Origin of the sequence: Pandoraea sp. LA3 (genome assembly GCF_022696215.1) — a bacterium.
Taxonomy (GTDB): Bacteria; Pseudomonadota; Gammaproteobacteria; order Burkholderiales; family Burkholderiaceae; genus Pandoraea; species Pandoraea capi.
Map to the genome: position 1 here is coordinate 144,786 of NZ_PTPY01000039.1, position 25,800 is coordinate 170,585.

Below are 25,800 nucleotides of genomic sequence, written 5' to 3' on the forward strand. Positions count from 1 at the left end.
CGGATCGCGAAGTCGTCTCGCAAGCACTGCCAGAAAACCGCTTGCCCCGTCAGGGGGTAAGCGGTTTTTTCATTTGGGGATGTCTTGAGTCCAAACAAAAATCCCGCCGTGAGGCGGGATTTTCTTATGGCATCGGCAAGCGAAACGCTTATTGAATCTTGGCCTTCTTTTCCAGACCGTCGATAAAGCCTTGCAGCTTCTCTTCCTGCATCTGCTGCATCAACTGCGGCTTGACGTCGGAGAGCGGCGGGATCTGCGCGTCGCGAACGTCGTCGAGTTCGAGCACGTGATAGCCGAATTGGGTCTTGACCGGCGTTTGCGAGTACTGGCCCTTTTGCAGCTTTTGCAGCGCGTCGGCGAACTCGGGCACATAGGCGTTGGCCGGCGACCAGTCGAGGTCTCCGCCGTTTTGCGCCGAACCCGGATCCTTCGAATATTGCTTGGCCAGATCGGCGAACTTCGCGCCGCCCTTGAGCTTCGCGATGATGTCCTTGGCGGTATCTTCACTCGGCACCAGAATGTGACGGGCGTGATATTCCTTGTCGCCGAACTGCTTCTTCAACTGGTCGTAACGCGCTTGCAGCTCGGTATCGGTGACCGGCGACGTCTTCTGGAAGTCGGCGATCAGTGCGCGGATGAGCACGCCTTGCTCGGCGAGCTTGATCTGCTGCTTGACGGCCGGGTCAGTGGCGAGACCCTTGCTGATGGCGGCCTGCGCGAGCACTTCGCGTTTGACCAGCTCTTCGCGCACCTGCTGTTGCAGTTGCGGCGAGTTCGGCTGACCCTGACGCACCATTTCACGCACCATGGCGTCGGCGCGGGCCACAGGCACCGGCGTGCCGTTCACGACGGCAACGTTCTGGGCGAGGGCGGGGAGGGAGACGGCGGTCAGCGACACGGCGGCGCCGAGCGCCAGTGCCGTGCGGGCGAGTTTCAATGCCATGCTGTTTTTCCTAACGAATGACGAAGGCAAGGTTAATCGACGGGGGACGCGTCGCATGCGAGTTACGCTTCGCCCGGGGCGAGCGCAACGATGGCGAGGGCGTGAATGCCGTTCTGCATCAAATCGGCCAACGCATCATACACCAGGCGGTGACGCGCAACGCGGTTACGTCCGGTAAACGCCGCAGATACGATGCGCACGTTGTAATGGCCGCCAGAGGCGGCGCCGGCGTGACCGGCGTGCCGCGCACTGTCGTTCTCGAGCGCGAATTCGAGCGGGGAAAGCGCAGCGGTGAGCCGCGCTTCGATTTGCTGTTCCATGGTCATGGCGATAGCTTCCTGACGCACGACGTTACTCGTCCTGCTTGATGTACTTGGCGAGCCACAGGCTCTGCACGACGATGAACACGACCATGAGGCCCATGCCGCCGAAGAGCTTGAAGTCGACCCAGGTGTCGGTGGAGAAGTGGTACGCGATGACCAGATTCAGCACGCCCATCACGAGGAAGAACAGCGCCCAACTGAAGTTCACGGCGCGCCAGAGGTGTTCGGGCAACGCCATCTGCTTTTCCATCATCGCGCGAATCAGGTTCTTGTTGAACATCAGTTCGGCGACGAACAGCGTGATACCGAAGAGCCAGTACAGCGCCGTCGGCTTCCATTTGATGAACGTTTCGTCGTGCAGGAGCATGGTCGCACCGCCGAACACGACGATGATTGCCAGACTCACCCACTGCATGGGCTCGACCTTGCGGTGACGCAGCCACATCCAGATGACCTGGGCAATCGTCGTGACGATCGCGATGCCGGTAGCGACATAGATGCCGGCGAATTTGAAGGCGACGAAAAACAGGATGACCGGTAACAGGTCGAAGAGAAATTTCATGAAGTCTCGGCTTGGGGGCTTCGGGGTTTCCGTGTTCTCGCTTCCTGGCACGATGCGCCAGGGAGCAAACCCGCATTATATTTCAAAGGCCCGGCCCAGGAATGGGACAAGAACGGGCCGGTGTCCGAAAGCCGGGACGGCGGCGTCGCGCAAGCACAGGACGCCGCGAGAGACTTACTCGACGAATTCGATGCGCTTCACATCGATGTCATTCGGCTTCATACGATGGGTGTCGACCTCGCCGATGATGCGTATCAGCGTCTTGTCGGTAATCTGACGTCCGGTCGGCAGATACTTGTCGTCGATCTCGACTTCGATCGTGCCGGAGGCGTCCTTGAACGTGTAGTGCTCGTGCTTGAGCTGATTGACGATGTGGCCTTCGATCACGGCTTCCATGTCTTTCGGGGCCTTGAGCGCCTGTTCGACGGTCACGGCGCGAGGCATGACCGCAGGCACGGCGATAGTGCCACCGGCCGTGCCGCCTGCCTGCGGCACATTGATTTGCGCCTGAGCGGGCACGCTGAGGGCGGCGCCCCCCGCGATCAGCGAGGCGGCGAGGGCAAGAGTGAGACGGCGATCCGATTTCTTGGACATGACAAGGGCTCCCAATAAAAAGTCAGGTGGACGCAAGCCTAAAGCCAAAAAACGCAAATTTCGGGCGAATGCCGCTAATTTCACGACATTTCACCGCTAGTCAGCGGCGCATGGCCGCATTTTGGAAGCGGACGCCGAAGCGTCCGCTGGTTGATAGCTTACCCTCAGTCCTGCGTCGATTTGTCGGACTTGCCTTCCTTGTCCTCGAAATTCAGCGACGCCGAGTTGATGCAGTAACGCAGGCCGGTCGGTTGAGGGCCGTCTTCGAAGACGTGCCCGAGGTGCGCGTCGCAATTGTGGCAGCGAACTTCCACACGCACCATGCCATGGCTGTAATCGGTGACTTCGTCGATCCTGGCGCCTTCGACCGGCTTCGAATAGCTCGGCCAGCCGCAGCCGGCATCGAACTTTTCGGTCGACTCGAACAGCGGTTCGCCACAGCAAATGCAGCGGTACGTGCCATCTTTCCAGTGATCCCAGTAACGGCCGGTGAAGGCGCGCTCGGTCGCGGCGTGACGGGTGATCTGATACTCGACGTCATCGAGTTGGGCACGCCATTCGGCGTCGGTCTTTTCCACATTGCTCATGAGAGTCTCCTGAGGGGCGGCGAACCCGGTGGGGCTGCCGCGCGACATATCGGTTCAGCGTGCGTCGAACAGGGCAAAGATGGGGGCGAGGCGGCGATTTGCAATGGACTGCGGCCGCTGCCACCGCGCTTGCCCTATGCGTAGGTCAGGACGAGCAACTGACTTCGAGCTGGCCGGCCCAGTCGGGCGGCAACTCGGCGTAGTGCTCGAATTCGGGTTGCTCGTCATACGGATGCGAGAGCACCTTGAGCAACGTCTCGACTTCGGAGAAGTCTTTCTCGTTGGCCCGCCGGATGGCGACTTCCGCCAGATGGTTGCGCAGGATGTATTTCGGATTGACGAGTCGCATCGCCACGGCGCGCTTTGCGTCCGTGCTGGCTTCATGACGCAGGCGGGCGCGGTAATCCACGGCCCATGCATCGAAACCCGGACGGTCGATGAACATGTCGCGCAGCGGCGCGTCGGCGTCGGGGTTGTCGATCTGGAGCGTTGCAAGTGTGCGGAACAGATGCGTGAAGTCGACCCGGCCCTCGTGCATCAGCTTGAACAGACGATTGATGAGCGTTTCGTCGTCGGCATGCGATTCGCGCAAGCCCAGCTTGGCCCGCATGCGCAGATCGATTTCCTCGGCGAAGCGCGTCTTGAAGACGGGCAGTACGGACTGCGCCTGCTCGATGGCGGCTTCCCCCTCGCCGAACAACGGCAGCAGCGATTGCGCGAGGCAGAACAGATTCCAGTAGGCCACATTGGGCTGCGCCTGATACGCATAACGACCCTGCGTATCGGAGTGATTGCAGATGTGATGGGCGTTGAAGCCGTCGAGAAAACCGAACGGGCCGTAATCGATCGTCAGACCGAGCATCGACATGTTGTCGGTATTCATCACCCCGTGACAGAAACCGACGGCTTGCCAATGTGCGACGAGCTCGGCCGTCGCATCGCACACGGCGCTCAGCAGCGCGAGATAAGGGTTGGCCTCCTCGCGGCAGTGCGGGTAGTGATGATCGATGGTGAAGTCGGCGAGCTGACGCAGCGCTTCGTATTGATCGCCGGCCCAGAAATGCTCGAAGTGGCCAAAGCGGATGAAACTTGGCGACAGGCGCGTCACGACGGCGGCTGTCTCGATGGTTTCTCGTCGCACCGGGGCGTCGGAGCCGATGACGCACAGCGCACGCGTGGTCGGCACGCCAAGGTGGAACATCGCTTCGGAGCCGAGGAATTCACGAATCGACGAACGCAGCACAGCGCGTCCGTCGCCCATCCGCGAATATGGGGTAAGACCACCGCCCTTGAGCTGGATTTCCCAGCGTCCGCCGGGGCCATCCGACTCGCCGAGCAGCAGCGCACGACCGTCGCCCAACTGACCTGCCCAAACGCCGAACTGATGACCGGAATACACGCTGGCAAGCGGGTCACCGCCGGCCAACGGCGCATTGCCCGCGAACGTGGTGAGAAACTCCGGATCCCGCGCCGCCTCGGGCGACCAGCCGAGCAGACGGGCCGCATCCGCGGAAAACCCCACGAGATACGGTTCGGGCAAGGGTTGCGGTGGCAGACGCGTGAAGAAGTTGGGCCCGAGCGTCGCGAAACGGTTCGTCAAAGATAGCGGTCCGAACGGCTTGAGCGATGCGGATACGGCGGTGGGAACAGGGGCGGGGCGGTCGGTGGCCGGCATTGGGGACGTTCCTGATGGTGAACAAACATTCTACTTGAGGTGTCCGTCGCGTGCTGCCGGGTTGCGTACACTGGCAGCGCGTGACGTGTGCTGCGCCGCACAAGCGATGGGCGTTGACCCGCCGGGCCGGCCCGTCAAGAATGATTCACGTCGACGGGCGCAAGTGCACGCATCGTGCGCTCCCGCTTGTCGGTCCGCAAGACAATGCACCGCCTGTCCATCGGGCGATGCTCACGCGTTCCCGAGGCTTCCGACGTTCCCAGTGTTACCGACCGCCGTTCCAGACGTATCCCCGTAATTCCGGTTATTCCGACTTTTCTGGAGATTCGACGTATGGCAACACCGCTCCTCGGCCAGATGATGGCCGCGCCGCTCCTGATTTCCTCGCTGCTCACCCATGCCGCACGTCACCACGGCGACACCGAGATCGTGTCTCGCCGAGTCGAGGGCGACATACATCGCTATACCTGGCGCGACGCCGAGCAGCGCGCGCGCAAGCTTGCCCAGGCGTTGCGGCGTCTGGGCGTGGGCGACGGCGAGCGCGTGGGTACGCTGGCATGGAACGGATATCGTCACCTCGAACTGTATTACGCCGTATCGGGCATGGGCAGCGTGGTGCATACCGTCAATCCCCGGTTGTTTCCCGAACAGATCGCCTACATCGTCAACCACGCGGAAGATCGTTACGTCGCCTTCGACATCAACTTCCTGCCACTGGTGGAGACCATCGCAGCGCAATGCCCCGGGGTGCAGGGCTGGATCGCGATGACCGATCGCGAACGTTTGCCGGCGTCGAACCTGTCGTTGCTCTGCTACGAGGATCTCGTGGCCGCAGAGGACGGGAATTTCGAGTGGCCGTCGATGGACGAGAACACCGCGTCAGGCCTTTGCTACACCTCCGGCACCACGGGCAATCCGAAGGGCGTGCTCTACAGCCATCGCTCGACAGTGTTGCATGCGTTCGGCGCGTCGCTGCCCGACGCCATGTGCATGTCCGCGCGCGACGCCGTGCTGCCCGTCGTCCCGATGTTCCACGTGAACGCCTGGGGCCTGCCGTATTCCAGCGCGCTGACCGGCGCGAAGCTCGTTTTCCCCGGAAAGGACCTCGACGGCAAGTCGCTCTATGAACTCTTCGAGGCGGAAGGGGTGACGTTTTCGGCCGGTGTGCCGACCGTCTGGCTCGGATTGCTGACCTATGTGAAGTCGATCGGCGGGCGTTTCTCCACGCTGGAGCGCACGGTGATCGGGGGATCGGCGTGCCCGCCAGCCATGCTGCAATCGTTCGAAAAGGATTACGGGGTGCGTGTCATCCACGCGTGGGGCATGAGCGAGATGTCGCCGCTCGGTACGTTGTGCCACCTGCGCAAGCACCATCGTGACCTGCCCGAGTCGGCGCAGCAGCACATCCTCGAGAAACAGGGGACCGCGATCTATGGCGTCGATCTGAAGATCGTCGGCCCGGACGGCGAAGCGTTGCCTTGGGACGGCAAGGCATTCGGCGACCTCTACGCGCGCGGCCCCTGGGTGCTGGATCGCTACTTCGGCACGGAAACTTCGCCGTTGGTGGACGGTTGGTTTCCGACCGGTGACGTGGCGACGATCGATCCCGAGGGCTACGTGCAGATCACCGACCGCAGCAAGGACGTCATCAAATCGGGGGGCGAGTGGATCAGTTCCATCGACGTCGAGAACGTCGCCATGGCGCACCCGGACATTCACGAAGCAGCCTGCATCGCCATTCGTCATCCGAAGTGGGAGGAGCGGCCGCTGCTGGTCGTCGTGCGCAAGCCGGGCGCGACGCTGACACGGGAGGATGTGCTGGCGTTCTATCAGGGACGTGTCGTGAAGTGGTGGATTCCGGACGATGTCGTGTTCGTCGACGAGATTCCCCATACCGCCACCGGCAAGATGCTCAAACTCAAGCTGCGGGAGAAGTTCCGCGACTACGCGCCGACACCGTGATGTTTCTGTGATGTTGGGCGGCGTGCTCCGGAATCGGTTCGGAAATCTCCGAGCCGAAGGTCGGACCCCGCCGCAAATGCCCTGTTGACGCCGGTTTTCGAGCGATCCCGAGCGATTTCGGCCGTACGTCCCCTCTATAATGTCAGCCTGAATTTCCCCCGATGCGGCGCTCTGCGCCCTGTCTTTCATTGGCTTTCCGAAGGAGACGCAGTGCATCTTCTGAGTGCCACCGCCGGCCTCGTGCTTGTGAACGGTGTGAGCTACGGCTTGCTGCTGTTCATGCTGTCGAGCGGACTCACGCTCATCTTCAGCATGCTGGGCGTGTTGAATTTTGCGCACGCCAGCTTCTACATGCTTGGGGCCTACTTCGCTTATGCACTGTCGACGGCGATCGGCTTCTGGCCTGCGTTGATCGTGGCGCCCCTGATCGTCGGCGTTGCCGGCGCGCTGTTCGAGCGTGGCGTGTTGCGGCGCTTGCGAGCGCGTGGCGCGCTGGCGGAACTACTGGCCACGTTCGGACTGGCATACCTCGTGGTGGAGCTCGTGCAGCTCGCCTGGGGCCGTGGGCCGGTCGATTACGCGGTGCCTGCGGTCTTCGAGGGGGTGTTGGTTCACGTCGCGGGAATTGCCGTGCCGGCCTATCGGCTATTCCTGATGGGGCTCGCGTGCGCGATCGCGTTGCTGGTCTGGGTGGCGTTTCGGGCGACACGCGCCGGGCTGGTGCTGCAAGCCGCACTCTCGCAGCCGGCGATGACGCAGGCGCTCGGGTACGACGTGCCCTCCCTATACACAGCCGTATTCGCCTGTGGGGCCGCGCTGGCGGCGCTCGCCGGGGCGGCGGGCGGCAACGTGCTGGTGACGGAACCCGGCATGGCGGCTACGGTCGGCAGCGTGGTGTTCGTGGTGGTGGTCGTCGGCGGTCTGGGGTCGTTGGGGGGCGCGTTCGCGGCCTCCGTGCTGATCGGACTGCTGCAAACGTGGGCCGTCACGAGCGATGCCACACTCGATCCCTCGTGGTTGCAAGGCGCGCTCGGCGATGCGCTCGCGCCCGTCCTCCATTTGAGCGTTGCCCAACTGGCGCCTGCCGTTCCCTATCTGTTGATGGTTGCGGTGTTGTTATGGCGACCGCGCGGTCTCTTTGGCGTGAGGGAGGGGTGATGGACGACATGATCGTCGGTACGCCGCACGTCCTCGCGGTGTCATGGCGGCGCCGTACTGTGGTGTGGGGCGCCTTTGCCGTCATCCTCGTTGTGGCTCCCTGGTGCTTTCCGTCTGATGCCGCGCTCACGCTGCTGACCCAAATGGGGACGGCGGCCATCCTCGCGCTGTCGTTCAATCTGTTGCTAGGCTCCACGGGCTTGCTGAGCTTTTGCCATGCGACCTACGCCGGGATCGGGGCCTATGCGGGCGTGTGGTGCATGAATCGCATCGGCGCGCAGGGGCTGCCGGTGTCGATGGCGCTCGTGCCGTTCGCGGGGGGGCTGGCCGGCGGTGCGGCGGGTGCGACATTGGGTTACGTCACGACACGTCGCGCTGGCATGACGTTCGCCATGATTACGCTTGGGGTGGCGGAACTCGTCTGGGTGATGGCGGCGATGTTGCCCGAATGGTTCGGTGGCGAGCGCGGCATACCGACCGATCGCACGCTTGGCGCGCCGTGGTTGGGCATGACGTTCGCGACGCAGCGAGAGGTCTATGGCCTCGTCGCGGTGTGGCTGCTCGTCTGTGCCGCGGCGATGTATGGCGTGACGCGAACGCCGCTGGGATTCCTTGCCCGCGCGGTGCGCGATAACGCCGCACGCGTGGCCTTTCTGGGGCAGTCGCCTGCGGCTGTGCGATACCGCATGCAGATCATTGCGGCGGCGTTTGCCGGCGTCGCGGGTTCGTTGGGCGCGCTGAATTTCGAACTGGTGAGTGCGGATACGTTCAGTCTGGAGCGCTCGGGCGTCGTCCTCGTCTTCACGGTGCTCGGCGGGGCCGCTTACTTTGCGGGGCCAATGCTGGGGGCGGTCGTCGGCGTGTTCGCGACCGTCGTGCTCGCGACCATCACGCGCGCGTGGCAGCTCTATCTCGGGCTGGGCTTTCTCGCCGTGGTGGTGTTTGCGCCGGGAGGCATCGCCGGACTGTTGGCGGTGCACTGGCGCGCATGGCGCGATGGCTTCGTGCGCACGCTCTGGAAGCCTTACGTGCTTTTGTGCGCCGGTCTGGTGCTCACCGTTGCGGGGCTGGTCGCCATCGTTGAAATGACCTACGGCATTCGTCTTGCCGTCGACGGTGCACCTGTGCCGGGCAATCTGGGCCAGCGTCTGGGTTCCGGTGCGTGGGGCGTGGCAACGGTGACATTGATCGTCGGCATCGCCGTCACGGTGTTTGCAGGCCGCGATTTGCGCGGCAAGGCGGCCATTGCCGGTTTCCTCGCGGAGGAACGCCAATGAGCGTAGCATCGTTGGATAACGGTCTGTCTGCACAAGCCCTGAGCGTGCGCGGTGTGCGCAAGTCGTTCGGGCGCACGCAGGTGCTGACCGGCGTCGATCTTACGCTTGCGCCAGGTGAGCGGCTCGCGATCATCGGACCGAACGGTGCGGGAAAAAGTACCTTGTTCGATGTGATCACCGGAAGAACGCGGCCAGACGGTGGGCGCGTGCTGATGCGTGAGCGCGATGTCACCGGGCGTGCACCGCACGTGATCAGTCGGCTGGGGTTGTCTCGCAGTTTTCAGACGTCGCAACTGTTCGGGCAGATGAGCGTCATCGATCATCTGCGTTGCGCGGGACTGTGGCCGAGCGGGCATCGCTATACGTTCTGGCGCCGTATGCGCGGACTGAGCGACGTGACTCGTCGCAGCGAGGCGTGGCTGGTGCGTTTGGGGCTGGAAGCACGCCGCGATGTGCCTGCGGGGGCGTTGAGCTACGCAGAACAACGCGTGCTGGAGATCGGCTTGTGCGCGGCGTCGGCGGGCAGTGTGATGTTGCTCGACGAACCCACTGCGGGCATGAGCCAGTCGGAGTCGGCGCGCATGGTCGAACTGATCGCCGAACTCAGCCGGGGACGTTCGCTGCTCATGATCGAACACGATATGCAGGTCGTCTTTTCGCTTGCCGACAGAATCGCAGTGTTGGCACGCGGTGCCGTGATCGCGTGCGACACGCCGGCGCGCATTCGCACCCATCCCGACGTTCGCATGGCGTATCTCGGCGAATTCGCGGACCGGTTGGACGGTGCAGGTGCAGGAGGCGAGCGCGATGCTTGAACTGATCGACGTCAGAGCGGGCTACGATGGCAGCCGTGTCTTGCATGGCGTGACGATGCGGGTTGCGCCGGGCGAGATCGTCGCCGTGCTCGGCCGTAACGGCGCGGGCCGATCCACGCTTGCGCGCGCCATCATGGGGCAATTACCTCGCGAGGGTGAGATTCGGTGGCGCGGGCGATCGCTGGTCTCGTTGGCATCTCATCAGATCGCCAGGCTGGGCGTGGGCTACGTGCCCGAGACGCGCGATGTCTTCGGCCCACTGACCGTGCTTCAAAACCTTCAGCTGGGGTTGGGGGTGGCGAGGGCGAAGCGCCCCTCGGCTGAACCAGATCGGGGCATGACGCTTGCGCAGGCCTTCGAGCGCTTCGAAGAACTGGCGCCGCGTCGCGATGCACCGGCCGCATCGCTGTCGGGGGGCGAACAGCAATTGCTTTCCCTGTGTCGGGCGATGATGGCGGGTCCGGACCTGTTGATCGTCGACGAACCGACTGAGGGACTGGCGCCACGCGTGGTGGCGAGAATCGGCCGCATTCTTACGGATCTGCGTGCGACCGGGGTCGCCATTCTGCTCGTCGAGCAAAAGCTCTCACTGGCGCTTAGCTGTGCGCAGCGGGTCGCTGTCATGGGGCGTGGGGCGCTGGTGTTCGAAGGCACGCCGGACGCGCTGGCAGCCGCGCCCGAGATCCGGCGTGAATGGCTTGAGGTGTAGCGCTGCGCTAGAATCGAACGATCGTCTTGCCGCGGCTTGACTTCGCGCGGCACCCCCGATGACGTCAACAATATAAGGAAAGAGACAAGGATGAGCACGGCTTATGAAGTTCGTGACGGCGTGGCCGTCATCACACTGGAGAATCCCCCGGTCAATGGCTTGGGGCACGCCACGCGCGCAGGTATTGCTCAAGGGTTGACGCAGGCGCAGGCGGATTCGCAAGTCCGTGCCGTGGTGCTGATCGGTGGGGGCAAGGCATTCTCCGGCGGGGCCGACATCCGTGAATTCAATACGCCGAAGGCAACGCAAAGCCCGTTGCTTGTCGACGTGATCAACGCGCTCGACGCCTGCACCAAGCCTGTCGTGGCAGCGGTGCATGCCGTCGCCATGGGCGGTGGACTGGAACTGGCACTGGCCTGTCACTACCGGGTGGGATTGCCCGGCGCCCAGATCGCGTTGCCCGAAGTGAAGCTGGGCCTGTTGCCCGGCGCCGGCGGCACACAACGCCTGCCGCGCGCGATCGGTGTCGCGCGGGCGCTCGACATGGTGGTGTCAGGGCGCGTCGTGAAGTCCGAAACGCTGGTCGGCACGCTGTTTGCCAAGATATTCGAAGGCAGCCACGACGATCTGTTGAACGGCGCCATCGCCTTTGCCAGCGAAGTCGCGGCGAAGGGCGAGGCATTGCCGCGATTGCGCGACGTTGCCATTGGTGACGCCGACGGCTCCGCGCAATTGGCTATCGACGCAGCACGCGAGAAAGTTCAGCGCGAACAGCCGCATTTTCCCGCGCCACACAAGTGCGTGGCGGCCGTCGAAGCCGCGCTGCAACGTCCGTTCGACGAGGGCGTGAAATTCGAACGCGAGTGCTTCGTGGCGTTGGTCAGTTCGCCGGAATCGAAGGCCCTGCGTCACGCGTTTCTGGGCGAGCGTGCCGCCGCCAAGATCGCCGATGTACCGGACGATACGCCGGTGCGCAATATTGAGCGCGTGGCGGTGATCGGTGCCGGGACGATGGGCAGCGGAATTGCCATGACGTTTGCCAATGCCGGTATCCCCGTCACGCTGATCGACACGACCGAAGCGGCCCTCACACGCGGTGTCGAGGCCATGCGCAGCAATTACGGTCGCGCTGTTACCCGGGGCAAGTTGTCGGCCGAGGATGCCGAAAAACGTCTCGCGCGCATTCATGGCAGCACCGATTTCGAAGCGGCCGCGGAAGCCGATCTCATCGTCGAAGCGGTGTTCGAAGACATGAGCGTCAAGCAGGTCGTGTTCCGTGAACTGGACAAGGTGGCCAAGGACGGCGCCATTCTGGCGTCGAATACGTCGACACTGAATCTCGATGCGCTGGCCGAAACGACGTCGCGCGCGCAGGATGTCATCGGCATGCACTTCTTCAGCCCGGCAAACGTAATGCGTCTGCTGGAAGTCGTGCGCGGCGCGCATACCGGCAAGGACGTGCTGGCAACGGTGATGAAGCTCGCGAAACGCATCGGCAAGCTCGCCGTGGTGGCGCGTGTGTGCGACGGTTTCATCGGCAACCGCATGCTCGAACCGTACTTCAAGCAGTCGCAATGGATGGTGGAGCAGGGGGCGACGCCAGCGCAAGTGGATGCCGCTATCGAGCGTTTCGGTTTCGCGATGGGTCCGTTCCGCACCAGCGACCTGGCGGGCAACGATGTCAGTTGGGCGATTCGCAAGCGCCGTCATGCGGAACACCCCGGCATTGTGTATCCCAAGATTGCTGACGTGCTGTGCGAGGCGGGGCGTTTCGGACAGAAGACGCATGCCGGCTGGTACGACTATGCCGAGGGTGACCGCACGCCGAGGGAGTCGGCCAAGGTTGCCCAGATGATCGACGAGTACCGGAAAGCGAACGGCATCGTGCCACAGGCGTTTTCCGACGAAGAAATCGTCGACCGACTGGTTTATGCACTGGTCAACGAAGGCGCCAGAGTGCTCGCCGATGGGACTGCCGCTCGCGCGTCGGACATCGACATGGTGTATCTGAACGGCTATGGCTTCCCGCTGTGGCGCGGCGGCCCGATGCTCTATGCGGATATGGTCGGTCTCGACAAGGTGCTGGCGCGCGTGCAGGCGTTCGAGAAAGAAGCCCATGGCGAAGATTGGACGCCGGCGGCCCGACTTGTCGAACTGGCGCAGGCCGGCAAGCGTTTCAACGGCTGACGTGGCAAGCCGCGCGGCCGGGATGATGAAGGAAGAGGGAACGACATGAAACCGATGGACGACGTATTGCTTGTGATCGACGTGCAGAACGACTTTATGCCCGGTGGTGCGCTTGCCGTACCACACGGCGACGAAGTGGTGCCGGCGATCAATGCGTTGGCGAGCCAGTTCGCTCATGTGGTAGTGACGCAAGACTGGCATCCGGCGGCTCACGTGTCGTTCGCTGGCAATCATCCGGGACGTCAGCCATTTGAGACTGTTGCGCTGCCCTATGGCGAGCAGGTGTTGTGGCCTGCGCATTGTGTCCAGGATACCCACGGTGCGGCACTGCACGCGGATTTGCACATCCCACACGCTCAGGCGATCGTGCGCAAGGGCTATCAGGTCGGCGTCGATAGTTATTCGGCGTTTCTCGAGGCTGACCGCAAGACGCCGACGGGACTCGCCGGCTATTTTCGCGACAAGGGCGTGCGGCGTGTGCACTGCGTGGGCCTTGCGACGGATTTCTGCGTCGCGTGGAGTGCGCTCGATGCGAAGGCGGCGGGTTTCGAGGCGAGTGTCATCGAACACGCTTGCCGTGCCATCGACCTTGACGGCTCGCTGGCGAGGGCATGGGCGTCGCTAGCGGCGGCAGGTGTCTCGCGTGTTTAGTGTGTGATGCGTGCGTGACAGGTCGCGTGATTTATTGCGCGAATCTTTACGCGAGTCAGTCGATGGCATCCCGGATTCAAGTAGCCGATTCAATTACCGATGGAAAAGGGCGCAGCGCATTGGGCGGTGTGCCGACAGTTAAAGACATGACGATGGACACGTTTTACCGTTTTGGCCCAGGTGGCCGGAGTTCCCGATGAGTACGCTCTCCATTCGCTCGGGATTTACCGATCATCTGGGTATCGAGTTGCTGCGTGCAGAAGACGGCGAGTCGACATTGCGGCTGGCACTCTCGGCCAGGCATCTCAATAGCTGGGAGGTCATGCACGGTGGCGTCACGATGGCGCTGCTCGACATGGCAATGAGTACGGCCAGCCGTAGCGCTGCCCCTGAGGGCACCGGCGTGGTCACGATCGAGATGAAGACGAGTTTCATGCAACCCGGGTCGGGCGAGATGCAGGCATTCGGACGCCTGCTGCACCGCTCGACGACGATGGCTTATTGCGAGGGCGAGGTGCGCGACGCCAACGGCAAGCTCGTCGCCAAGGCGATGGGGACGTTCAAGTATCTGCGTCGTCTTGCCGTCGGACGCGAAGTGCGCGAGCAACGACGTCCCGGTGAGCCGAGCGGGGACTGAGGTCACAGCGTCCCGCAAACGCGATTCCTACGGAGGAAGCTTTATGACGATCAATCGCCAGATTTTGCTGGTCTCTCGCCCGAAAGGCGAGGCGACGCTCGACAACTTCCATCTGGCTGCCCCCGAGCTGCCGGAGCTTGGCGAGGGGCAGGTGCTGGTTCGGAATTTCTACCTGTCGCTCGACCCTTACATGCGCGGGCGCATGAACGATACGAAGTCGTATGCACCGCCCCAGCCGCTGGACACAGTGATGATCGGCGCCACCGTCGGTGAGGTGATCGAGTCGCGTCACCCCGACTGGCAGCCGGGCGACGCCGTGACGGCGATGTTCGGCTGGCAGGAATACGGAATTTCGGATGGCAGCAACCTGCGCCGTCTTCACGATGCGCGCGTGCCCATGAGCGCGTATCTTGGCGCGGCGGGCATGCCGGGCGTCACGGCGTGGTACGGCCTGAACCGGATCATCGACCCCAAGGCGGGAGAGACGATTGCGGTCAGTGCTGCGTCGGGGGCCGTGGGCAGTGTGGTCGGCCAACTCGCAAAGCGTGCCGGCTGCCGTGTCGTGGGTATCGCTGGCGGCGAACAGAAATGCGCGTACGTCGTCGAGACGCTGGGCTTCGATGCGTGTGTCGACTACAAGGCGGGCAACGTGTATGAGGCGTTGCGCAGTGCGGCGCCGGATGGCATCGACGGTTACTTCGAGAATGTTGGCGGCGAAGTGTTCGATGCGGTGATGCGCAACCTGAACGCACATTCCCGTGTGGCGCTATGCGGCATGATCGCGGGCTATAACGGCGAACCGATTCCGTTGAAATACCCGTCGCTCTTCCTGACCCAGCGGGTGAAGCTCGAAGGGTTCATCGTGACTGAGCATATGGACGTCTGGCCGCAAGCGCTGAAGGAACTGACCGATGCCATCGCAGCCGGCGAGTTGCGCTATCGCGAGACGATGACTCAGGGCATCGAAAGTGCGCCGTCGGCATTCCTCGGCCTGCTCAAGGGCGAGAACTTCGGCAAGCAGGTCGTGCGGTTGGTGTAGGTACGGCGATTGTCGTAGTCGCGCTGGTGGACGTCCCGGATCGCCGGGACGTGCCATCCGGCAGCAGTGGGGTTGCGATAGGGCTGCGTCAGCGTGCGCCGTCAGATCGTCGGATGGCCGATAGCGAAGCGGAAGTGGCGCAGATCGCGCAATTCGTGTGAAGGCTGCTCCGGCGATACGGTCGATTCCGTCACGTCGATCGTGCCGTCGCGGTGATAGCGCAGCAGCGTGGTGCAACGCGTCCCATAGGCAGGAGATGCAATGAAGGCTGCGGAGAGCCGCTTCTCCCACTCGCGTGCGACGCCGGTTTCCGGCAGCGCTTCGTCAGCGGCTTCGGACGCATCGCGCATGACCTCAAGAAGCGTCAGATCATCAGCCGCGTTCTCAATGGCCTGACGGAGCGCATCCCGACGGCTAACGAGCTTGGGCCAGGGCGTATCCAGCAGTGCATTCGACAGCCCGTGCAAGCCCGGTGTGATCGGATGCGCAACCGGGGCCGATGTCGCGCCATCGTTACCGCTCACATCCCGATTCCCTAGCCAGTACAGCTTGCCCGCGGGCAAATCGCCGGCAAGGAGATTGAAGCCGGCGTATTCGTGCGCATGCTTCTCGATGCGCAGCAAATCGTCGTCGAACGAGGTGGCGTCGAGCATCGCCGACACCAGCAGGCCGCGCGAGGGCGTATCTTTCGGCGTCATCGGCGCACGGCCGTCGCGAAAGTTGGTGAGCGCGGCGAAGCGTCCGGCGCGATTGACGCCCATCCACGTTCCGCCACCTCGTAAATCGCGTCCCGCCAGCACGTCGGGGCGATCCGACCACCAGTGCATGGGTTCGGCGGGGCGCTCGAAGAATTCGTCGCGATTGGCGAGAAGGACCAGCGGCGTGGCAGCGTCAGGCTGCCAGGAGAAGACGATCAGGCACATGGGGGAGGGGGCGTCGGCATGTCGACGAAACACTCGACGTGCCGCTCGCCTTCGAGATATGCCGCGAGTCCGCACGCCATCACCATTTGCGGCAACGCCGCGATAAAGGCGGCGTCGACGTTGTCGTAGCGCTCCATCCAGGTCGACACGTGTTGGGCGGCGTCGTTCGGTGAGGCATCGGCACGCGATTGTAGTCGTCCGCTCACGCCGAACTGCGTGGCCGTCAGCGCGAAGAGTCGCGCGACGGCCTGCCGGGCGGCGTCAGCGTGCGTGGTCGATACGCGGTAGTAGACGTAGCAGTCCATCGAGTTCATCGGCAGTCGCGGGCGCGGCTGAATCAGGACGCTGCCGCCGACGATGCGGGCATCTCCGTCGGATCGATGATCTCGTAAGGCAACTCGGCAAACGCGAGCGCCGGGCCATCAGCGGCGCCGAGGCGCACGTCGTCGGCTTCGCGCGCGGTGAGCTTCAACTCGACGAGCACGTCGTAGCCACCGTTCGGCGCGGGCGCTGCCTGCACGACCATGCCGCACGGCTGGTCCGGGTCGCTCGTCTCGACCAGTTCCTGGCCGGGTGATGGTTGGATGGGTTGACTGGCTTGCGTGCCATCGACATGTGCCAGATGCAACCGGCGTTTGATCGTGCCGCGATACTGGCTGCGGGCGACGACTTCCTGCCCCGGATAGCAGCCCTTGCGGAAGTTCACGCCACCCACGACTTCCCAGTTGATCATCTGCGGCACGAACTGTTCTTGCGTCGCGGTCGTGACGCGCGCCACGCCGCTATGCACGTCGAGCCACGCGGCGAGCGTCGGATCGACGGCAACCACGCCATCGGCTTGCACCAGCGAATGCCAGGCGTCCAGCGCCTGTGCGACCGGCACGCTCCAGAGGAAGCGCGAGAGCGAACGCGCGGTACCGGCTTCTGGCAGACGGATCAGGCTGGTGGCGTTGGCGGGTGCATCGCCCATCGTGCCATGCACGGCGACCAGCGCGGCAGCGGGCAGCGCGGGGAAGGTCCGGGTGAGCACGGCTTCGGCGGCCGGGCCTCCGACTTGCAGCAACACGTGCGTGGCGGTGCCGTCGGTCAGTTTGGCCTTCGCGCGAAGTACGAACATCGACAGGCGCTTCTGCACGGCAGCCTGCACAGCGGCATCGCCCGCGAGATAGATCGTCGCGTCGGGCGACGTGTCGCGCCACATCAGGAAGGTGGCAAGCAGGCGGCCCTTGGCGGAGCAATAGCCCGCCAGACGGGCTTGAACGGGTGAGAGTCGCTCGACATCGTTGGTCAACTGACCATGCAGGAACGAGGCCGCATCGGCGCCGTTCACGGCGATCAGGCCGGTATCGCTCGCCAGCGCTACGAAGCTGCCCGAGCGCAGGGCGTCGAACTGTCCGGCGCGCTCGGCGGGCGAGATATCGGAAGGAGAAGCGGCTGCCGCTTGCGGCAGAAGGTCACGCCATTGGGAGGTCATAAACGAAAGTGCCTGTCAATCTGTGAGGGTTCGGCAAGTCAAAGTATTATATTGGGTCTTCCGCCAGGACGTGCGAGCCCGGTTCGACGTGCAAAATGCGCCTCTCGAACCTGTCGTCGTCACATTCGTCCGGCCGACGAGTCCCCCGAACCCGCTGCCGCCCTCAGGCGACTTATCCTGCAATTCATGTCTTTCATCAAACGCCTGTTTGTTCTGTTGATTGTCGTCGCATTGGCGGCGGGCGGCGCTTTTTACTATTGGGCACAGGCACCGCTGCAATTGGGCAAGCCGACGCTCGACGTCACGATCAAACCCTACAGTTCGGTGCGCAGTGTGGCCACGCAGTTGCGCACGGGCGGTGTGCCCGTGCATCCGCTGCTGTTCAACCTGCTCGCTCGCGTGATGGACGTCGGGACCCGACTCAAGTCGGGCAACTACGAGTTCGCGACTGGCATCACCCCCATGGAAGTGATGGACAAGCTCGCGCGTGGCGACGTCAACCAGTACGTCGTGACCATCATCGAGGGCTGGACCTTCAAGAAGATGCGCGCCGAGATCGATACGAATCCGGCGCTGCGTCATGACACGGCCGGGCTGCCGGACGCCGATCTGATGCAACTCGTGGGCGCAGATCGCGCCGAGGCCGAGGGCATGTTCTTCCCCGACACCTACCTTTTTCCGAAAGGGACGAGCGATATCGATATCTATAAGCGCGCCTATCGCCTGATGCAGAAGCGTCTGGACGAAGCCTGGGCGTCGCGCGCACCGGGATTGCCGTACGCCACGCCGTATGAGGCGCTTATCATGGCGTCTCTCGTCGAGAAGGAGACGGGGCAGGCCGTGGAGCGAGGGCAGGTTGCGGCGGTGTTCGTCAATCGGCTGCGAAAGCGCATGCTGTTGCAGACGGACCCGACGGTGATCTACGGGATGGGCGATCTGTACACAGGGCGTCTGCGCAAGCGTGACTTGCAGACGGATACACCCTACAACACGTACACGCGGGCGGGGTTGCCGCCAACGCCGATTGCGCTGCCCGGTGTGGCGTCGCTCGCCGCGGCGCTCAATCCCGCGCCGACCGATGCCCTCTATTTCGTGGCGCGTGGCGATGGCACCAGCCATTTCTCGACCAATCTTCAGGAGCACAATCGCGCCGTGGACAAATATCAGCGAGGTGAGCAATGACGCATTCCCCCGAGGCGCCAGCAGTGGTGCCGGGCAAGTTCGTGACGTTCGAGGGTATCGACGGTGCGGGCAAGAGCACGCACGTCAACGCCTTCGTCGATGCACTGCGTCAGGGACTGGCTGCCGTCGGGCGTGACGTCGTCGCCACGCGCGAGCCGGGCGGCACGCCGCTGGGCGAAGCGTTGCGCAAGCTTGTGCTCGACGAGCCGATGGATCTCGAAACCGAAGCGCTGCTGATGTTCGCCGGTCGCCGGGAGCATCTGGCAAAGGTCATCGAGCCGGCGCTGGCGCGCGGTGACTGGGTCGTCTCCGACCGCTTCACCGATGCGACGTTTGCCTATCAGGGCGGCGGGCGTGGCCTGTCCCGCGAGAAATTGTCGATTCTCGAGCGCTGGGTGCAGGGCTCGCGTCAGCCCGACCTGACGATTCTGTTCGATCTCGACCCGGCGATTGCCGCCGCACGACTTGCCGGCGCTCGCGCGCCCGACAAGTTCGAGCGCGAATCGGCCGCGTTTTTCACGCGGGTTCGCGTGGAATATCTGCGCCGCGCCGAGGCGTCAGGCGGCCGCATGGTGCTGATCGATGCCGCGCAAAGCATCGACACGATTGCGGCGCAACTCGCCGACGTATTCGCCCGGTTGGGCGTGCCGGGGCATTAAGGGGCCGGCGTCGGCGTCGGCGTGAATAGGCCGAGCGTTCAAAGCCGCAAGGTAGCCGGGGGACGAATCGCCCGAGGCGCGATAACACGCGCATAATCCGGTTACGGCGTCGGTCGGACGGTATCTCCGGTGAGCATCGAGATTTCACGCGCCTGACCTGACGTAACGAATTGTCTGTCATTACTGCAATATCCGGCCAAGGAGCCCACATGCTGTATCCGTGGCAGTCACAGGACTGGACACGCCTCAACGACCTGCGCGCTCAGATGCCGCACGCGCTGCTGCTGCAAGCCGTGCCGGGCATCGGCGAAGTCGCGCTCGCCCGGACGTTCGCACAGGGTCTGCTGTGCGAAGCGCCGCGCGCCGATCATTTTCCCTGCGGCACCTGCGGTGCATGTCAGTGGTTCGCCAGTGGCAACCACCCGGACTTCCGCGTGATCTGCCCGGAAGCGCTGGCCGAGGCGTTACCCGGCGCCGAAGCGCGCGCAGAGGCCGATGGGGAAAAGAAGACCAAGACCCCGAGCAAGGAAATCAAGATCGAGCAGGTGCGCGAGGTGATCGACTTCGCAAGCCTCGGGTCACACCGTCAGGGGCGTCGCGTCGTGCTGCTGTATCCGGCCGAATCGCTCAACGTGCACGCGGCGAACGCGTTGCTCAAGACGCTGGAAGAACCGCCGGCAGGCGTCGTTTTCCTGCTGGTGACGACACAGCCGGACCGGTTGCTGCCGACGATTCTGTCGCGCTGCCGCCGTCTGGTGCTCACGCGTCCCGACGAGGCGCAGGCGACGCAGTGGCTCATGGGCGAAGCCGGTCTCGATGCCGCGACCGCCGCCGCAGTGCTCGCCGAAGCGGGGGGCGCACCGCTTGCGGCGCGTTCGCTCGCGGAGCCGGAGGAGCGGGGTTGGCGCGACTGGTTGCTCGGGCAATTGGCGCAGGGCGGGGCGGTCGACGCGTTCGCCTGTGCAGAACAACTGCACAAGGGCAGCCTGCCGGGCATTCTCGAAACGCTGCAACGCTGGTGCTTCGACGTGCTGGCCGAGCGCATGGCCGGCACGGTCCGGTTTTTCCCGGGACAGTCGCAGGCGCTGCGCCGTTGCGGCGACGCGACCGACGACGTGCGGCTGCTCGGTTTCCTGCGCGAGCTCGCACAACAGCGTCAGGTGCAGAACCATCCGCTCAACACGCGGGTTTTGCTCGAAGCGCTTTTCCTGCAATACAAACAGTTGTTCGGTGGTCAGGCATCGCTTTGATGCAAACACCGGCAACCGATCACCCATCATGTTCATCGATTCGCACTGTCATATCAATTTCCCGGAACTGGCCGAGCAGATGCCGGACCTGCTCGCGCGCATGCGCGAGAACAAGGTCAGCCATGCGCTGTGTGTCTCCGTCGACCTGCCCACGCTGCCGCAAGTGCTCGAGATCGCCGCGCAGCACGAGAATGTTTACGCGTCCGTGGGCGTGCATCCCGACTATGAGGACACCCCTGAGCCCAGCGTCGACGATCTCGTTCGTCTTGCTGCGACGCCCAAGGTCGTTGCCATCGGTGAGACCGGACTCGATTACTACCGGCTCGAAGGTCGCAGCATCGAGGACATGGAGTGGCAGCGCGAGCGCTTTCGCACGCACATTCGTGCCGCCCGCGTCACGGGAAAGCCACTGATCATTCACACGCGTTCGGCGGCAGACGACACGCTGCGGCTCATGCGTGAAGAAGAAGCTGGCGAACCGGCCGGTGTGATGCACTGCTTCACGGAAAGCTGGGACGTGGCCAAAGGCGCGCTCGACCAGAACTTCTACATCTCGTTTTCGGGCATCGTGACGTTCAAGAGCGCACGCGACTTGCAGGACGTGGCGCGGCGCGTACCGCTTGAGCGTATGTTGATCGAGACGGATTCGCCGTATCTTGCACCAGTGCCGTATCGCGGCAAGCTCAATCAGCCGGGGTATGTGCGTCACGTGGCGGAATTCATCGCCGACCTGCGCGGCGAGCCGTTGCAGAAGATTGCCGACGCGACGACGGAGAATTTCTTCCGCCTGTTCGCGACCGCGAAGCATTGAACTTGTCTCGGCGACAGCATTCGAATCGACGCCTGTGATCCACTGCGTCGCTCGCCGTTTCGTTCCGTGTTTCGCCCAACATGTTTCGCCGAGTTTCCGGACTACCGACAGGAGCCCCCGATGCGTAAATTTTTGATGTTCCGAGTGTTCACGTTGTTGAGCGTGCTGTGGTTGACGGCATGTGCCACGGCGGCGACGTCCAACACGGCGCTGGTGAAGGCCGTTGTATTCGACGATACGAAGGCCGTCGCACAGGCACTCAAGTCCGGTGTCGATCCGAATGCGCGGGACGAAAAGGGCGACCCGTTGCTCGTCATTGCGATGCGCGAAAAGTCGGTGGGCGTGGCGAAACTGCTTATCGAAGACAAGCGCACGGACCTGGAAGCGACCAATCGTGCCGGCGAGAACGCGATGATGCTCGCGTCCTTGCAAGGTCTTACCCCGATGGTGAAGCTGTTGATCGACAAGGATGCCGAGGTCAACAAGAAGGGTTGGACGCCGCTGCATTACGCGGCGACCAATGGTCATGACGACATCGTGCAAATGCTGCTCGACGCCTCGGCCTATGTCGACGCCGAGTCACCCAATGGCACCACGCCGCTGATGATGGCCGCACGCGGCGGTCACATCACCACGTGCAAGGTGTTGCTCGATGGCGGCGCGGACGTCCGTCTGAAGAACCAGCTCAAGATGACGGCGGTCGATTTCGCCAAGCAGGCGAACCAGAAGGAAATTGCCGACGGGCTGAGCAAGCGCCTCGCGCAATTGCCGCCGTTGCCCGCCCCCGCAAACTAACGGCAATCTGATGTCTCGCCGCCGCGACGCCTCCGGTTACGGGGTGTCGCGCGGCGCGCCGTGACGGCCGTCTCCGGCGAGAAATGCCCGGGCGCCGGCAATACCCTCCGAGAACACCACCGCATGCCCGGCAGCGCCTTCTTGCTGCAACGCGGCCTCCAGCGACAGATCCCATTGTGCATAGGCCGCCCGGCGGTCGGCGCGTAGCGCGCCTTGCGGCAGTTCCGCGAGTTGCTGGGCAAGCGCCAGGGCGCCCTGACGCGCCATCCCCTCCGGCACCAGCCGGTTCACCAACCCGATTTCGTAGGCTTCCTGAGCACCGACGGCCCGCCCCGTCAGAATCATGTCGAGTGCGCGGCTCATCCCGATCAGACGAGGCAGACGGACGGTGCCGCCGTCGATGAGCGGCACGCCGAAACGACGGCAGAAGACGCCGAACGTTGCGGAGTCGTCCGCGACACGCAGGTCGCACCAGAGGGCGAGTTCCAGTCCACCGGCGACCGCGTGACCGCTGACGGCGGCGATGACGGGCTTGTCCAGGTGACGCCGGGTCAGCCCCATCGGGCCGTCGCCGCTGCCGTCCGGGGTGACCTCGTTGCGACGTTCCGGATCGTCGAATGCGGAGAGGTCCGCACCCGAGCAGAACGAGGCGCCGTTACCGCACAGCACGGCGACGCAGGCGCTTTCGTCCTGTTCGAAGGCGAGCAGGGCATCGCGCAACGCGGCCGCCATTTCCCGGTCGACCGCGTTGCGTCGCGCGGGTCGTGCCAGCGTGATGAGGGTGACCGGCCCGTGGGTCTCGACTTCGACACACGGGGCGGTTGCGGAAGTCGTAGAAGAACGTCGGCTCATGGCAGTCTCCCGAGGGCTTCTGCCGCCGCCTTTCTGCCCCGTGGGCGATAAAAAACCAACAAGGGTCCATCACGGGACAGGCCGGCGTCAGACGATTACGTCGTCGGCCGGGCCGTCAGGCGGCGGCGGGTTGGGCGCAACGCAGTAGCGCCGGCGTCGCGACTGCCGGCGCGCGCAGATCGGTAATGAATCGGTCGCGCCACGTCGATAGATCGTGCTTGCGCAATGCCATCATCATGCTCTCGTGGCGCGACTGGCGCTCGGACAGCGACATGTTCAGTGCAGAGCGTAACGCTTCCGCCATTCCGTCGATGTCATAAGGATTGACGATCAGCGCGCCGTCCAGCTCCTGTGCGGCCCCTGCGAAACAGGAGAGCACCAGCACACCGGGGTCGGCCGGATCCTGCGACGCGACATACTCTTTCGCGACAAGGTTCATGCCGTCGCGCAGCGGTGTGACGTACCCCACTTGCGAGGCGCGGAAGAACGACATCAGGACTTCGTGATCGTAGCGCTTGTTGATGTAGCGCAGCGGCGTCCACGCGAGGTCGGAGAAGCGTCCGTTGATGTGCCCGGCCTCGGTCTCCAACTGGCGTCGGATCTCGCCATAGCCGGCGACATCCGACCGGCTCGGTGGCGCGACCTGCACGAAACTGACCGTGCCTTGCTGGTTCGGCCAGAGTTCCAGTAGTCGCTCGAACGCACGAAAACGCTCAAGCATCCCCTTCGAATAGTCGAGACGATCCACGCTCATGATCAGTTTGCGTTCCTGCAAACCCTGCTTGAGATCGAGGATGTGCTTGACGGTCGCGCGGGCGGTGGCCTGCTTTTGAATTTCGTCCGGATAGACGCCGATCGGGTAGACGCCCGTGCGCAGGGTGCGTTCGTAGGCGGTGATCGAGCCGTCGGCGTTCATCTTCGCGCCTGCGTGGCGCAGCAGGTAGTCGGTGAAGGCCGTTCGGTCGGTTTCGGTCTGGAAGCCGACGAGATCGTATTCGCACATGGCCCGTACGAGGGCTTCGTGCGGTGGCACCGTCATGAGCACCTGCGGTGACGGGAACGGGATGTGAAGAAAGAAGCCGAGTCGCTGCTGCACGCCGATCTGACGGCACGCCTGTGCGAACGGCAGCAGATGATAGTCGTGTACCCAGATGAGGTCGTCGCGTTCGAGCAGCGGCGCGAGCAGGGCGGCAAAGCGGGCGTTGACGTGACGATACCCGTTGTAGTCGTCGCGCTGGTATCGCGTGAGGTCGTCGCGATAGTGAAAGGTCGGCCACAGGGTCGCGTTGGAGAAGCCGCGATAGTACGTGTTGTAGTCGCGGCGCGTGAGTGGGACGGTGGCGAAGGTCACGTTGTTGCGGTGCGTGATCTCCGGCGCGCTGGCCGGTGCCGCATCGATCTCGCCGTTCCAGCCGAACCACATGCCTCCGGTGTCCTTGAGCGCGTCGAACACGCCGATGGCCAGACCGCCGGCCGTCGGTTTGCCCTCCGTCATGGGGGCAACTCGGTTCGACACGATGACTAAGCGACTCATACGTCTGTCTCCTGTGAGGATTGGGGTGGGGACGGTGGTGCGGGGGAGGACGGCCGATGCAGCGTCAGCAGCCAGGCGGTGAGTGCCTCCGGCGTTGGCAGACGATGATGGGCGCATGTCTCCCCGTCCCCGATCTTGATCGTGATGCCGCCGAGGGCATTCACGTCGGCGAATCCGGCCTCGTCCGTGAGGTCGTCGCCGGCAAAGAGCGGCGTGCGTCCGGCGAACGGGGCTTCCTGCAAAAGCGTCGTAATGGCACGCCCCTTGCTGACATGGCGTGGGCGCAGTTCGAAGACCAGTTTTCCTGGTTGGAGCGAGAAGTGCTCGGCGTGCAGGTCGGCCAGTGCGCGCATGGTGTCGCGCGCGACGCCCGCCAGTTCCGGCGCGCCGCGATAGTGCAGTGCCAGCGCGCTGCCCTTGTTCTCGAGCAGCAGCCCCGGGTGTTGTGCGACGAGGGCGTGCAGCGGCGCGGCCATCGCGGCGATGCGCTCGGTGTCGGCGACATGGCCCTCGGCGCGAAGTAGCAGGCCGTCTGCATGACGGAGCTCGGCGCCGTGCAGTCCAGCGGCGGGCAGGCGCAGCGGGGCGAGCAGGCCGTCAATATCGTCGATGGCCCGCCCCGAGACCACGGCGACGGCGCCATGCGTGCGCTCGAACAGACTGGCGAGGACGCGCGCGGTGTCGCGCGGCAGCTTGACGGCGTCGGGGCGCGGCGCGAGCGGCGCCAGCGTACCGTCCAGATCGAAAAAGAATGCCACCTTGGTAATGTCGACGACGCAGGTGTCGGCAGGCGTCGTGCTCACCGATGATGCCGATGGCGTCATCGTTGGCAAGGCAGGAGGGGAAGACGCTAGGGGTTGCATGGCACTCCGTCGCTGTCGTGCCGCAGGTCGACAGGTCGTTCCAGGGCCAGCAAATGGGCTAGGGAGTGGGCAGACGAGGCGTGGCGTGCGGCGGTTTGATGGGCGGGAGCGCGGACATCCGCGCGGATGAACCCATCCTAACCGTTCAAAAAGCGACAGGGCGTCGTCTTAGGTATGAAATTCCTGTCAGACGAGTCTGACAAGCCGTAGAAAGGCAAGTCACTATTGAATATGAGAATCGTTTGCAATAACATTCGCTAATTGCCGCATAGCGGTCCATCGGGGACGTGTGGCACGGCACACCTGCCACGCACGCGCTATCTCCGGCGTACGGACGT

26 protein-coding genes are annotated in these 25,800 nt (G+C 63.8%); 14 read left to right on the forward strand and 12 right to left on the reverse strand.

Annotation, left to right across the window (positions count from 1 at the left end; all coding sequences use genetic code 11):
* Positions 1-148: 148 nt before the first annotated feature.
* The 6 genes from C5N93_RS25755 to C5N93_RS25780 all read right to left on the reverse strand — a co-directional run bounded on the left by C5N93_RS25755 (position 149) and on the right by C5N93_RS25780 (position 4,684).
* Positions 149-943: a peptidylprolyl isomerase gene (locus C5N93_RS25755; protein WP_069343264.1), complete on the reverse strand. Its 795-nt coding sequence runs from the start codon at positions 941-943 to the stop codon at positions 149-151.
* Positions 944-1,005: 62 nt separating this feature from the next.
* Positions 1,006-1,269: a BolA family protein gene (locus C5N93_RS25760; protein WP_039397988.1), complete on the reverse strand. Its 264-nt coding sequence runs from the start codon at positions 1,267-1,269 to the stop codon at positions 1,006-1,008.
* Between the two features lie 25 nt (positions 1,270-1,294).
* On the reverse strand, positions 1,295-1,828 hold the full coding sequence (locus C5N93_RS25765) for a septation protein A (protein ID WP_069343266.1): 534 nt from the start codon (positions 1,826-1,828) through the stop codon (positions 1,295-1,297).
* A gap of 174 nt (positions 1,829-2,002) precedes the next feature.
* Positions 2,003-2,422: a NirD/YgiW/YdeI family stress tolerance protein gene (locus tag C5N93_RS25770; protein WP_242561505.1), complete on the reverse strand. Its 420-nt coding sequence runs from the start codon at positions 2,420-2,422 to the stop codon at positions 2,003-2,005.
* Between the two features lie 164 nt (positions 2,423-2,586).
* Positions 2,587-3,009: a peptide-methionine (R)-S-oxide reductase MsrB gene (gene msrB, locus C5N93_RS25775; RefSeq protein WP_150720422.1), complete on the reverse strand. Its 423-nt coding sequence runs from the start codon at positions 3,007-3,009 to the stop codon at positions 2,587-2,589.
* Positions 3,010-3,154: 145 nt separating this feature from the next.
* Complete coding sequence (locus C5N93_RS25780) at positions 3,155-4,684, reverse strand: protein adenylyltransferase SelO (protein WP_242561506.1); 1,530 nt, start codon at positions 4,682-4,684, stop codon at positions 3,155-3,157.
* Positions 4,685-5,017: 333 nt separating this feature from the next.
* On the opposite strand from C5N93_RS25780, the gene C5N93_RS25785 reads away from it, so the two are divergent.
* From C5N93_RS25785 to C5N93_RS25825, 9 genes are all read left to right on the forward strand, one after another.
* On the forward strand, positions 5,018-6,646 hold the full coding sequence (locus C5N93_RS25785; protein WP_242561507.1) for a 3-(methylthio)propionyl-CoA ligase: 1,629 nt from the start codon (positions 5,018-5,020) through the stop codon (positions 6,644-6,646).
* A gap of 210 nt (positions 6,647-6,856) precedes the next feature.
* On the forward strand, positions 6,857-7,804 hold the full coding sequence (locus tag C5N93_RS25790) for a branched-chain amino acid ABC transporter permease (RefSeq protein ID WP_301232538.1): 948 nt from the start codon (positions 6,857-6,859) through the stop codon (positions 7,802-7,804).
* Positions 7,804-9,081: a branched-chain amino acid ABC transporter permease gene (locus C5N93_RS25795; RefSeq protein ID WP_242561508.1), complete on the forward strand. Its 1,278-nt coding sequence runs from the start codon at positions 7,804-7,806 to the stop codon at positions 9,079-9,081. Before C5N93_RS25790 ends, C5N93_RS25795 begins: the two co-directional genes overlap by 1 nt.
* A complete protein-coding gene (locus tag C5N93_RS25800) occupies positions 9,078-9,896 on the forward strand; it encodes an ABC transporter ATP-binding protein (RefSeq protein WP_242561509.1) in 819 nt (272 codons plus the stop codon). Before C5N93_RS25795 ends, C5N93_RS25800 begins: the two co-directional genes overlap by 4 nt.
* A complete protein-coding gene (locus C5N93_RS25805) occupies positions 9,889-10,605 on the forward strand; it encodes an ABC transporter ATP-binding protein (RefSeq protein WP_242561510.1) in 717 nt (238 codons plus the stop codon). Before C5N93_RS25800 ends, C5N93_RS25805 begins: the two co-directional genes overlap by 8 nt.
* Positions 10,606-10,695: 90 nt before the next feature.
* Positions 10,696-12,792, forward strand: coding sequence for a 3-hydroxyacyl-CoA dehydrogenase NAD-binding domain-containing protein (locus tag C5N93_RS25810; RefSeq protein WP_242561511.1), 2,097 nt, complete (start codon positions 10,696-10,698; stop codon positions 12,790-12,792).
* Between the two features lie 45 nt (positions 12,793-12,837).
* Positions 12,838-13,443, forward strand: a complete 606-nt coding sequence (gene pncA / locus C5N93_RS25815; RefSeq protein ID WP_242561512.1) for a bifunctional nicotinamidase/pyrazinamidase — start codon at positions 12,838-12,840, stop codon at positions 13,441-13,443.
* A 196-nt stretch (positions 13,444-13,639) separates the two neighbouring features.
* A complete protein-coding gene (locus C5N93_RS25820; protein WP_242561513.1) occupies positions 13,640-14,080 on the forward strand; it encodes a PaaI family thioesterase in 441 nt (146 codons plus the stop codon).
* A gap of 43 nt (positions 14,081-14,123) precedes the next feature.
* Positions 14,124-15,119 (forward strand): NADP-dependent oxidoreductase, encoded by a 996-nt coding sequence (locus C5N93_RS25825; RefSeq protein ID WP_242561514.1) that lies wholly within the window; start codon positions 14,124-14,126, stop codon positions 15,117-15,119.
* 101 nt (positions 15,120-15,220) lie between these two features.
* Here the strand turns inward: C5N93_RS25825 and C5N93_RS25830 are convergent, their stop codons facing one another.
* From C5N93_RS25830 to C5N93_RS25840, 3 genes are read right to left on the reverse strand one after another with little or no spacing between them, the layout of a single operon-like run.
* Entirely contained in the window at positions 15,221-16,042 is an 822-nt protein-coding gene (locus C5N93_RS25830; RefSeq protein ID WP_242561515.1) for an NRDE family protein, read from the reverse strand.
* Positions 16,033-16,356 (reverse strand): DUF4936 family protein, encoded by a 324-nt coding sequence (locus tag C5N93_RS25835; protein ID WP_242561516.1) that lies wholly within the window; start codon positions 16,354-16,356, stop codon positions 16,033-16,035. Before C5N93_RS25835 ends, C5N93_RS25830 begins: the two co-directional genes overlap by 10 nt.
* A 23-nt stretch (positions 16,357-16,379) precedes the next feature.
* Positions 16,380-17,516 (reverse strand): folate-binding protein, encoded by a 1,137-nt coding sequence (locus C5N93_RS25840; protein WP_242561517.1) that lies wholly within the window; start codon positions 17,514-17,516, stop codon positions 16,380-16,382.
* Positions 17,517-17,702: 186 nt separating this feature from the next.
* Between C5N93_RS25840 and mltG the strand changes: the two genes are divergently transcribed.
* From mltG to C5N93_RS25865, 5 genes are all read left to right on the forward strand, one after another.
* Positions 17,703-18,698, forward strand: a complete 996-nt coding sequence (gene mltG, locus C5N93_RS25845) for an endolytic transglycosylase MltG (protein WP_242561518.1) — start codon at positions 17,703-17,705, stop codon at positions 18,696-18,698.
* Positions 18,699-18,721: 23 nt separating this feature from the next.
* Positions 18,722-19,357 carry a dTMP kinase gene (tmk, locus tag C5N93_RS25850; RefSeq protein WP_242561532.1) on the forward strand — a complete coding sequence of 212 codons (636 nt, stop codon included), beginning with the start codon at positions 18,722-18,724 and terminating at the stop codon, positions 19,355-19,357.
* A gap of 209 nt (positions 19,358-19,566) precedes the next feature.
* Positions 19,567-20,607, forward strand: coding sequence for a DNA polymerase III subunit delta' (gene holB / locus C5N93_RS25855; RefSeq protein ID WP_242561519.1), 1,041 nt, complete (start codon positions 19,567-19,569; stop codon positions 20,605-20,607).
* A gap of 28 nt (positions 20,608-20,635) precedes the next feature.
* Positions 20,636-21,418, forward strand: a complete 783-nt coding sequence (locus C5N93_RS25860) for a TatD family hydrolase (RefSeq protein WP_069343317.1) — start codon at positions 20,636-20,638, stop codon at positions 21,416-21,418.
* 120 nt (positions 21,419-21,538) lie between these two features.
* On the forward strand, positions 21,539-22,213 hold the full coding sequence (locus C5N93_RS25865) for an ankyrin repeat domain-containing protein (protein ID WP_150720405.1): 675 nt from the start codon (positions 21,539-21,541) through the stop codon (positions 22,211-22,213).
* A 36-nt stretch (positions 22,214-22,249) separates the two neighbouring features.
* Here C5N93_RS25865 and C5N93_RS25870 read toward each other — a convergent pair whose 3' ends face one another.
* From C5N93_RS25870 to otsB, 3 genes are all read right to left on the reverse strand, one after another.
* Complete coding sequence (locus C5N93_RS25870) at positions 22,250-23,065, reverse strand: crotonase/enoyl-CoA hydratase family protein (protein WP_242561520.1); 816 nt, start codon at positions 23,063-23,065, stop codon at positions 22,250-22,252.
* A 115-nt stretch (positions 23,066-23,180) separates the two neighbouring features.
* Positions 23,181-24,599, reverse strand: coding sequence for an alpha,alpha-trehalose-phosphate synthase (UDP-forming) (gene otsA, locus C5N93_RS25875; protein WP_150720403.1), 1,419 nt, complete (start codon positions 24,597-24,599; stop codon positions 23,181-23,183).
* Positions 24,596-25,462: a trehalose-phosphatase gene (otsB, locus tag C5N93_RS25880; protein WP_242561521.1), complete on the reverse strand. Its 867-nt coding sequence runs from the start codon at positions 25,460-25,462 to the stop codon at positions 24,596-24,598. Before otsB ends, otsA begins: the two co-directional genes overlap by 4 nt.
* Between the last annotated feature and the right edge of the window lie 338 nt (positions 25,463-25,800).

What these genes read in the sequence shown, in the direction of transcription:
- otsB (WP_242561521.1), bottom strand. Translation starts at nt 25,462, where the DNA reads ATGCAACCCCTAGCGTCTTCCCCTCCTGCCTTGCCAACGATGACGCCA.
- pncA (WP_242561512.1), top strand. Translation starts at nt 12,838, where the DNA reads ATGAAACCGATGGACGACGTATTGCTTGTGATCGACGTGCAGAACGAC.
- C5N93_RS25770 (WP_242561505.1), bottom strand. Translation starts at nt 2,422, where the DNA reads ATGTCCAAGAAATCGGATCGCCGTCTCACTCTTGCCCTCGCCGCCTCG.
- C5N93_RS25760 (WP_039397988.1), bottom strand. Translation starts at nt 1,269, where the DNA reads ATGACCATGGAACAGCAAATCGAAGCGCGGCTCACCGCTGCGCTTTCC.
- C5N93_RS25820 (WP_242561513.1), top strand. Translation starts at nt 13,640, where the DNA reads ATGAGTACGCTCTCCATTCGCTCGGGATTTACCGATCATCTGGGTATC.
- C5N93_RS25835 (WP_242561516.1), bottom strand. Translation starts at nt 16,356, where the DNA reads ATGAACTCGATGGACTGCTACGTCTACTACCGCGTATCGACCACGCAC.
- C5N93_RS25810 (WP_242561511.1), top strand. Translation starts at nt 10,696, where the DNA reads ATGAGCACGGCTTATGAAGTTCGTGACGGCGTGGCCGTCATCACACTG.
- C5N93_RS25840 (WP_242561517.1), bottom strand. Translation starts at nt 17,516, where the DNA reads ATGACCTCCCAATGGCGTGACCTTCTGCCGCAAGCGGCAGCCGCTTCT.
- C5N93_RS25870 (WP_242561520.1), bottom strand. Translation starts at nt 23,065, where the DNA reads ATGAGCCGACGTTCTTCTACGACTTCCGCAACCGCCCCGTGTGTCGAA.
- C5N93_RS25755 (WP_069343264.1), bottom strand. Translation starts at nt 943, where the DNA reads ATGGCATTGAAACTCGCCCGCACGGCACTGGCGCTCGGCGCCGCCGTG.
- C5N93_RS25785 (WP_242561507.1), top strand. Translation starts at nt 5,018, where the DNA reads ATGGCAACACCGCTCCTCGGCCAGATGATGGCCGCGCCGCTCCTGATT.
- C5N93_RS25830 (WP_242561515.1), bottom strand. Translation starts at nt 16,042, where the DNA reads ATGTGCCTGATCGTCTTCTCCTGGCAGCCTGACGCTGCCACGCCGCTG.
- C5N93_RS25805 (WP_242561510.1), top strand. Translation starts at nt 9,889, where the DNA reads ATGCTTGAACTGATCGACGTCAGAGCGGGCTACGATGGCAGCCGTGTC.
- holB (WP_242561519.1), top strand. Translation starts at nt 19,567, where the DNA reads ATGCTGTATCCGTGGCAGTCACAGGACTGGACACGCCTCAACGACCTG.
- C5N93_RS25795 (WP_242561508.1), top strand. Translation starts at nt 7,804, where the DNA reads ATGGACGACATGATCGTCGGTACGCCGCACGTCCTCGCGGTGTCATGG.
- C5N93_RS25865 (WP_150720405.1), top strand. Translation starts at nt 21,539, where the DNA reads ATGCGTAAATTTTTGATGTTCCGAGTGTTCACGTTGTTGAGCGTGCTG.
- C5N93_RS25825 (WP_242561514.1), top strand. Translation starts at nt 14,124, where the DNA reads ATGACGATCAATCGCCAGATTTTGCTGGTCTCTCGCCCGAAAGGCGAG.
- C5N93_RS25800 (WP_242561509.1), top strand. Translation starts at nt 9,078, where the DNA reads ATGAGCGTAGCATCGTTGGATAACGGTCTGTCTGCACAAGCCCTGAGC.
- msrB (WP_150720422.1), bottom strand. Translation starts at nt 3,009, where the DNA reads ATGAGCAATGTGGAAAAGACCGACGCCGAATGGCGTGCCCAACTCGAT.
- C5N93_RS25765 (WP_069343266.1), bottom strand. Translation starts at nt 1,828, where the DNA reads ATGAAATTTCTCTTCGACCTGTTACCGGTCATCCTGTTTTTCGTCGCC.
- C5N93_RS25860 (WP_069343317.1), top strand. Translation starts at nt 20,636, where the DNA reads ATGTTCATCGATTCGCACTGTCATATCAATTTCCCGGAACTGGCCGAG.
- mltG (WP_242561518.1), top strand. Translation starts at nt 17,703, where the DNA reads ATGTCTTTCATCAAACGCCTGTTTGTTCTGTTGATTGTCGTCGCATTG.
- C5N93_RS25780 (WP_242561506.1), bottom strand. Translation starts at nt 4,684, where the DNA reads ATGCCGGCCACCGACCGCCCCGCCCCTGTTCCCACCGCCGTATCCGCA.
- otsA (WP_150720403.1), bottom strand. Translation starts at nt 24,599, where the DNA reads ATGAGTCGCTTAGTCATCGTGTCGAACCGAGTTGCCCCCATGACGGAG.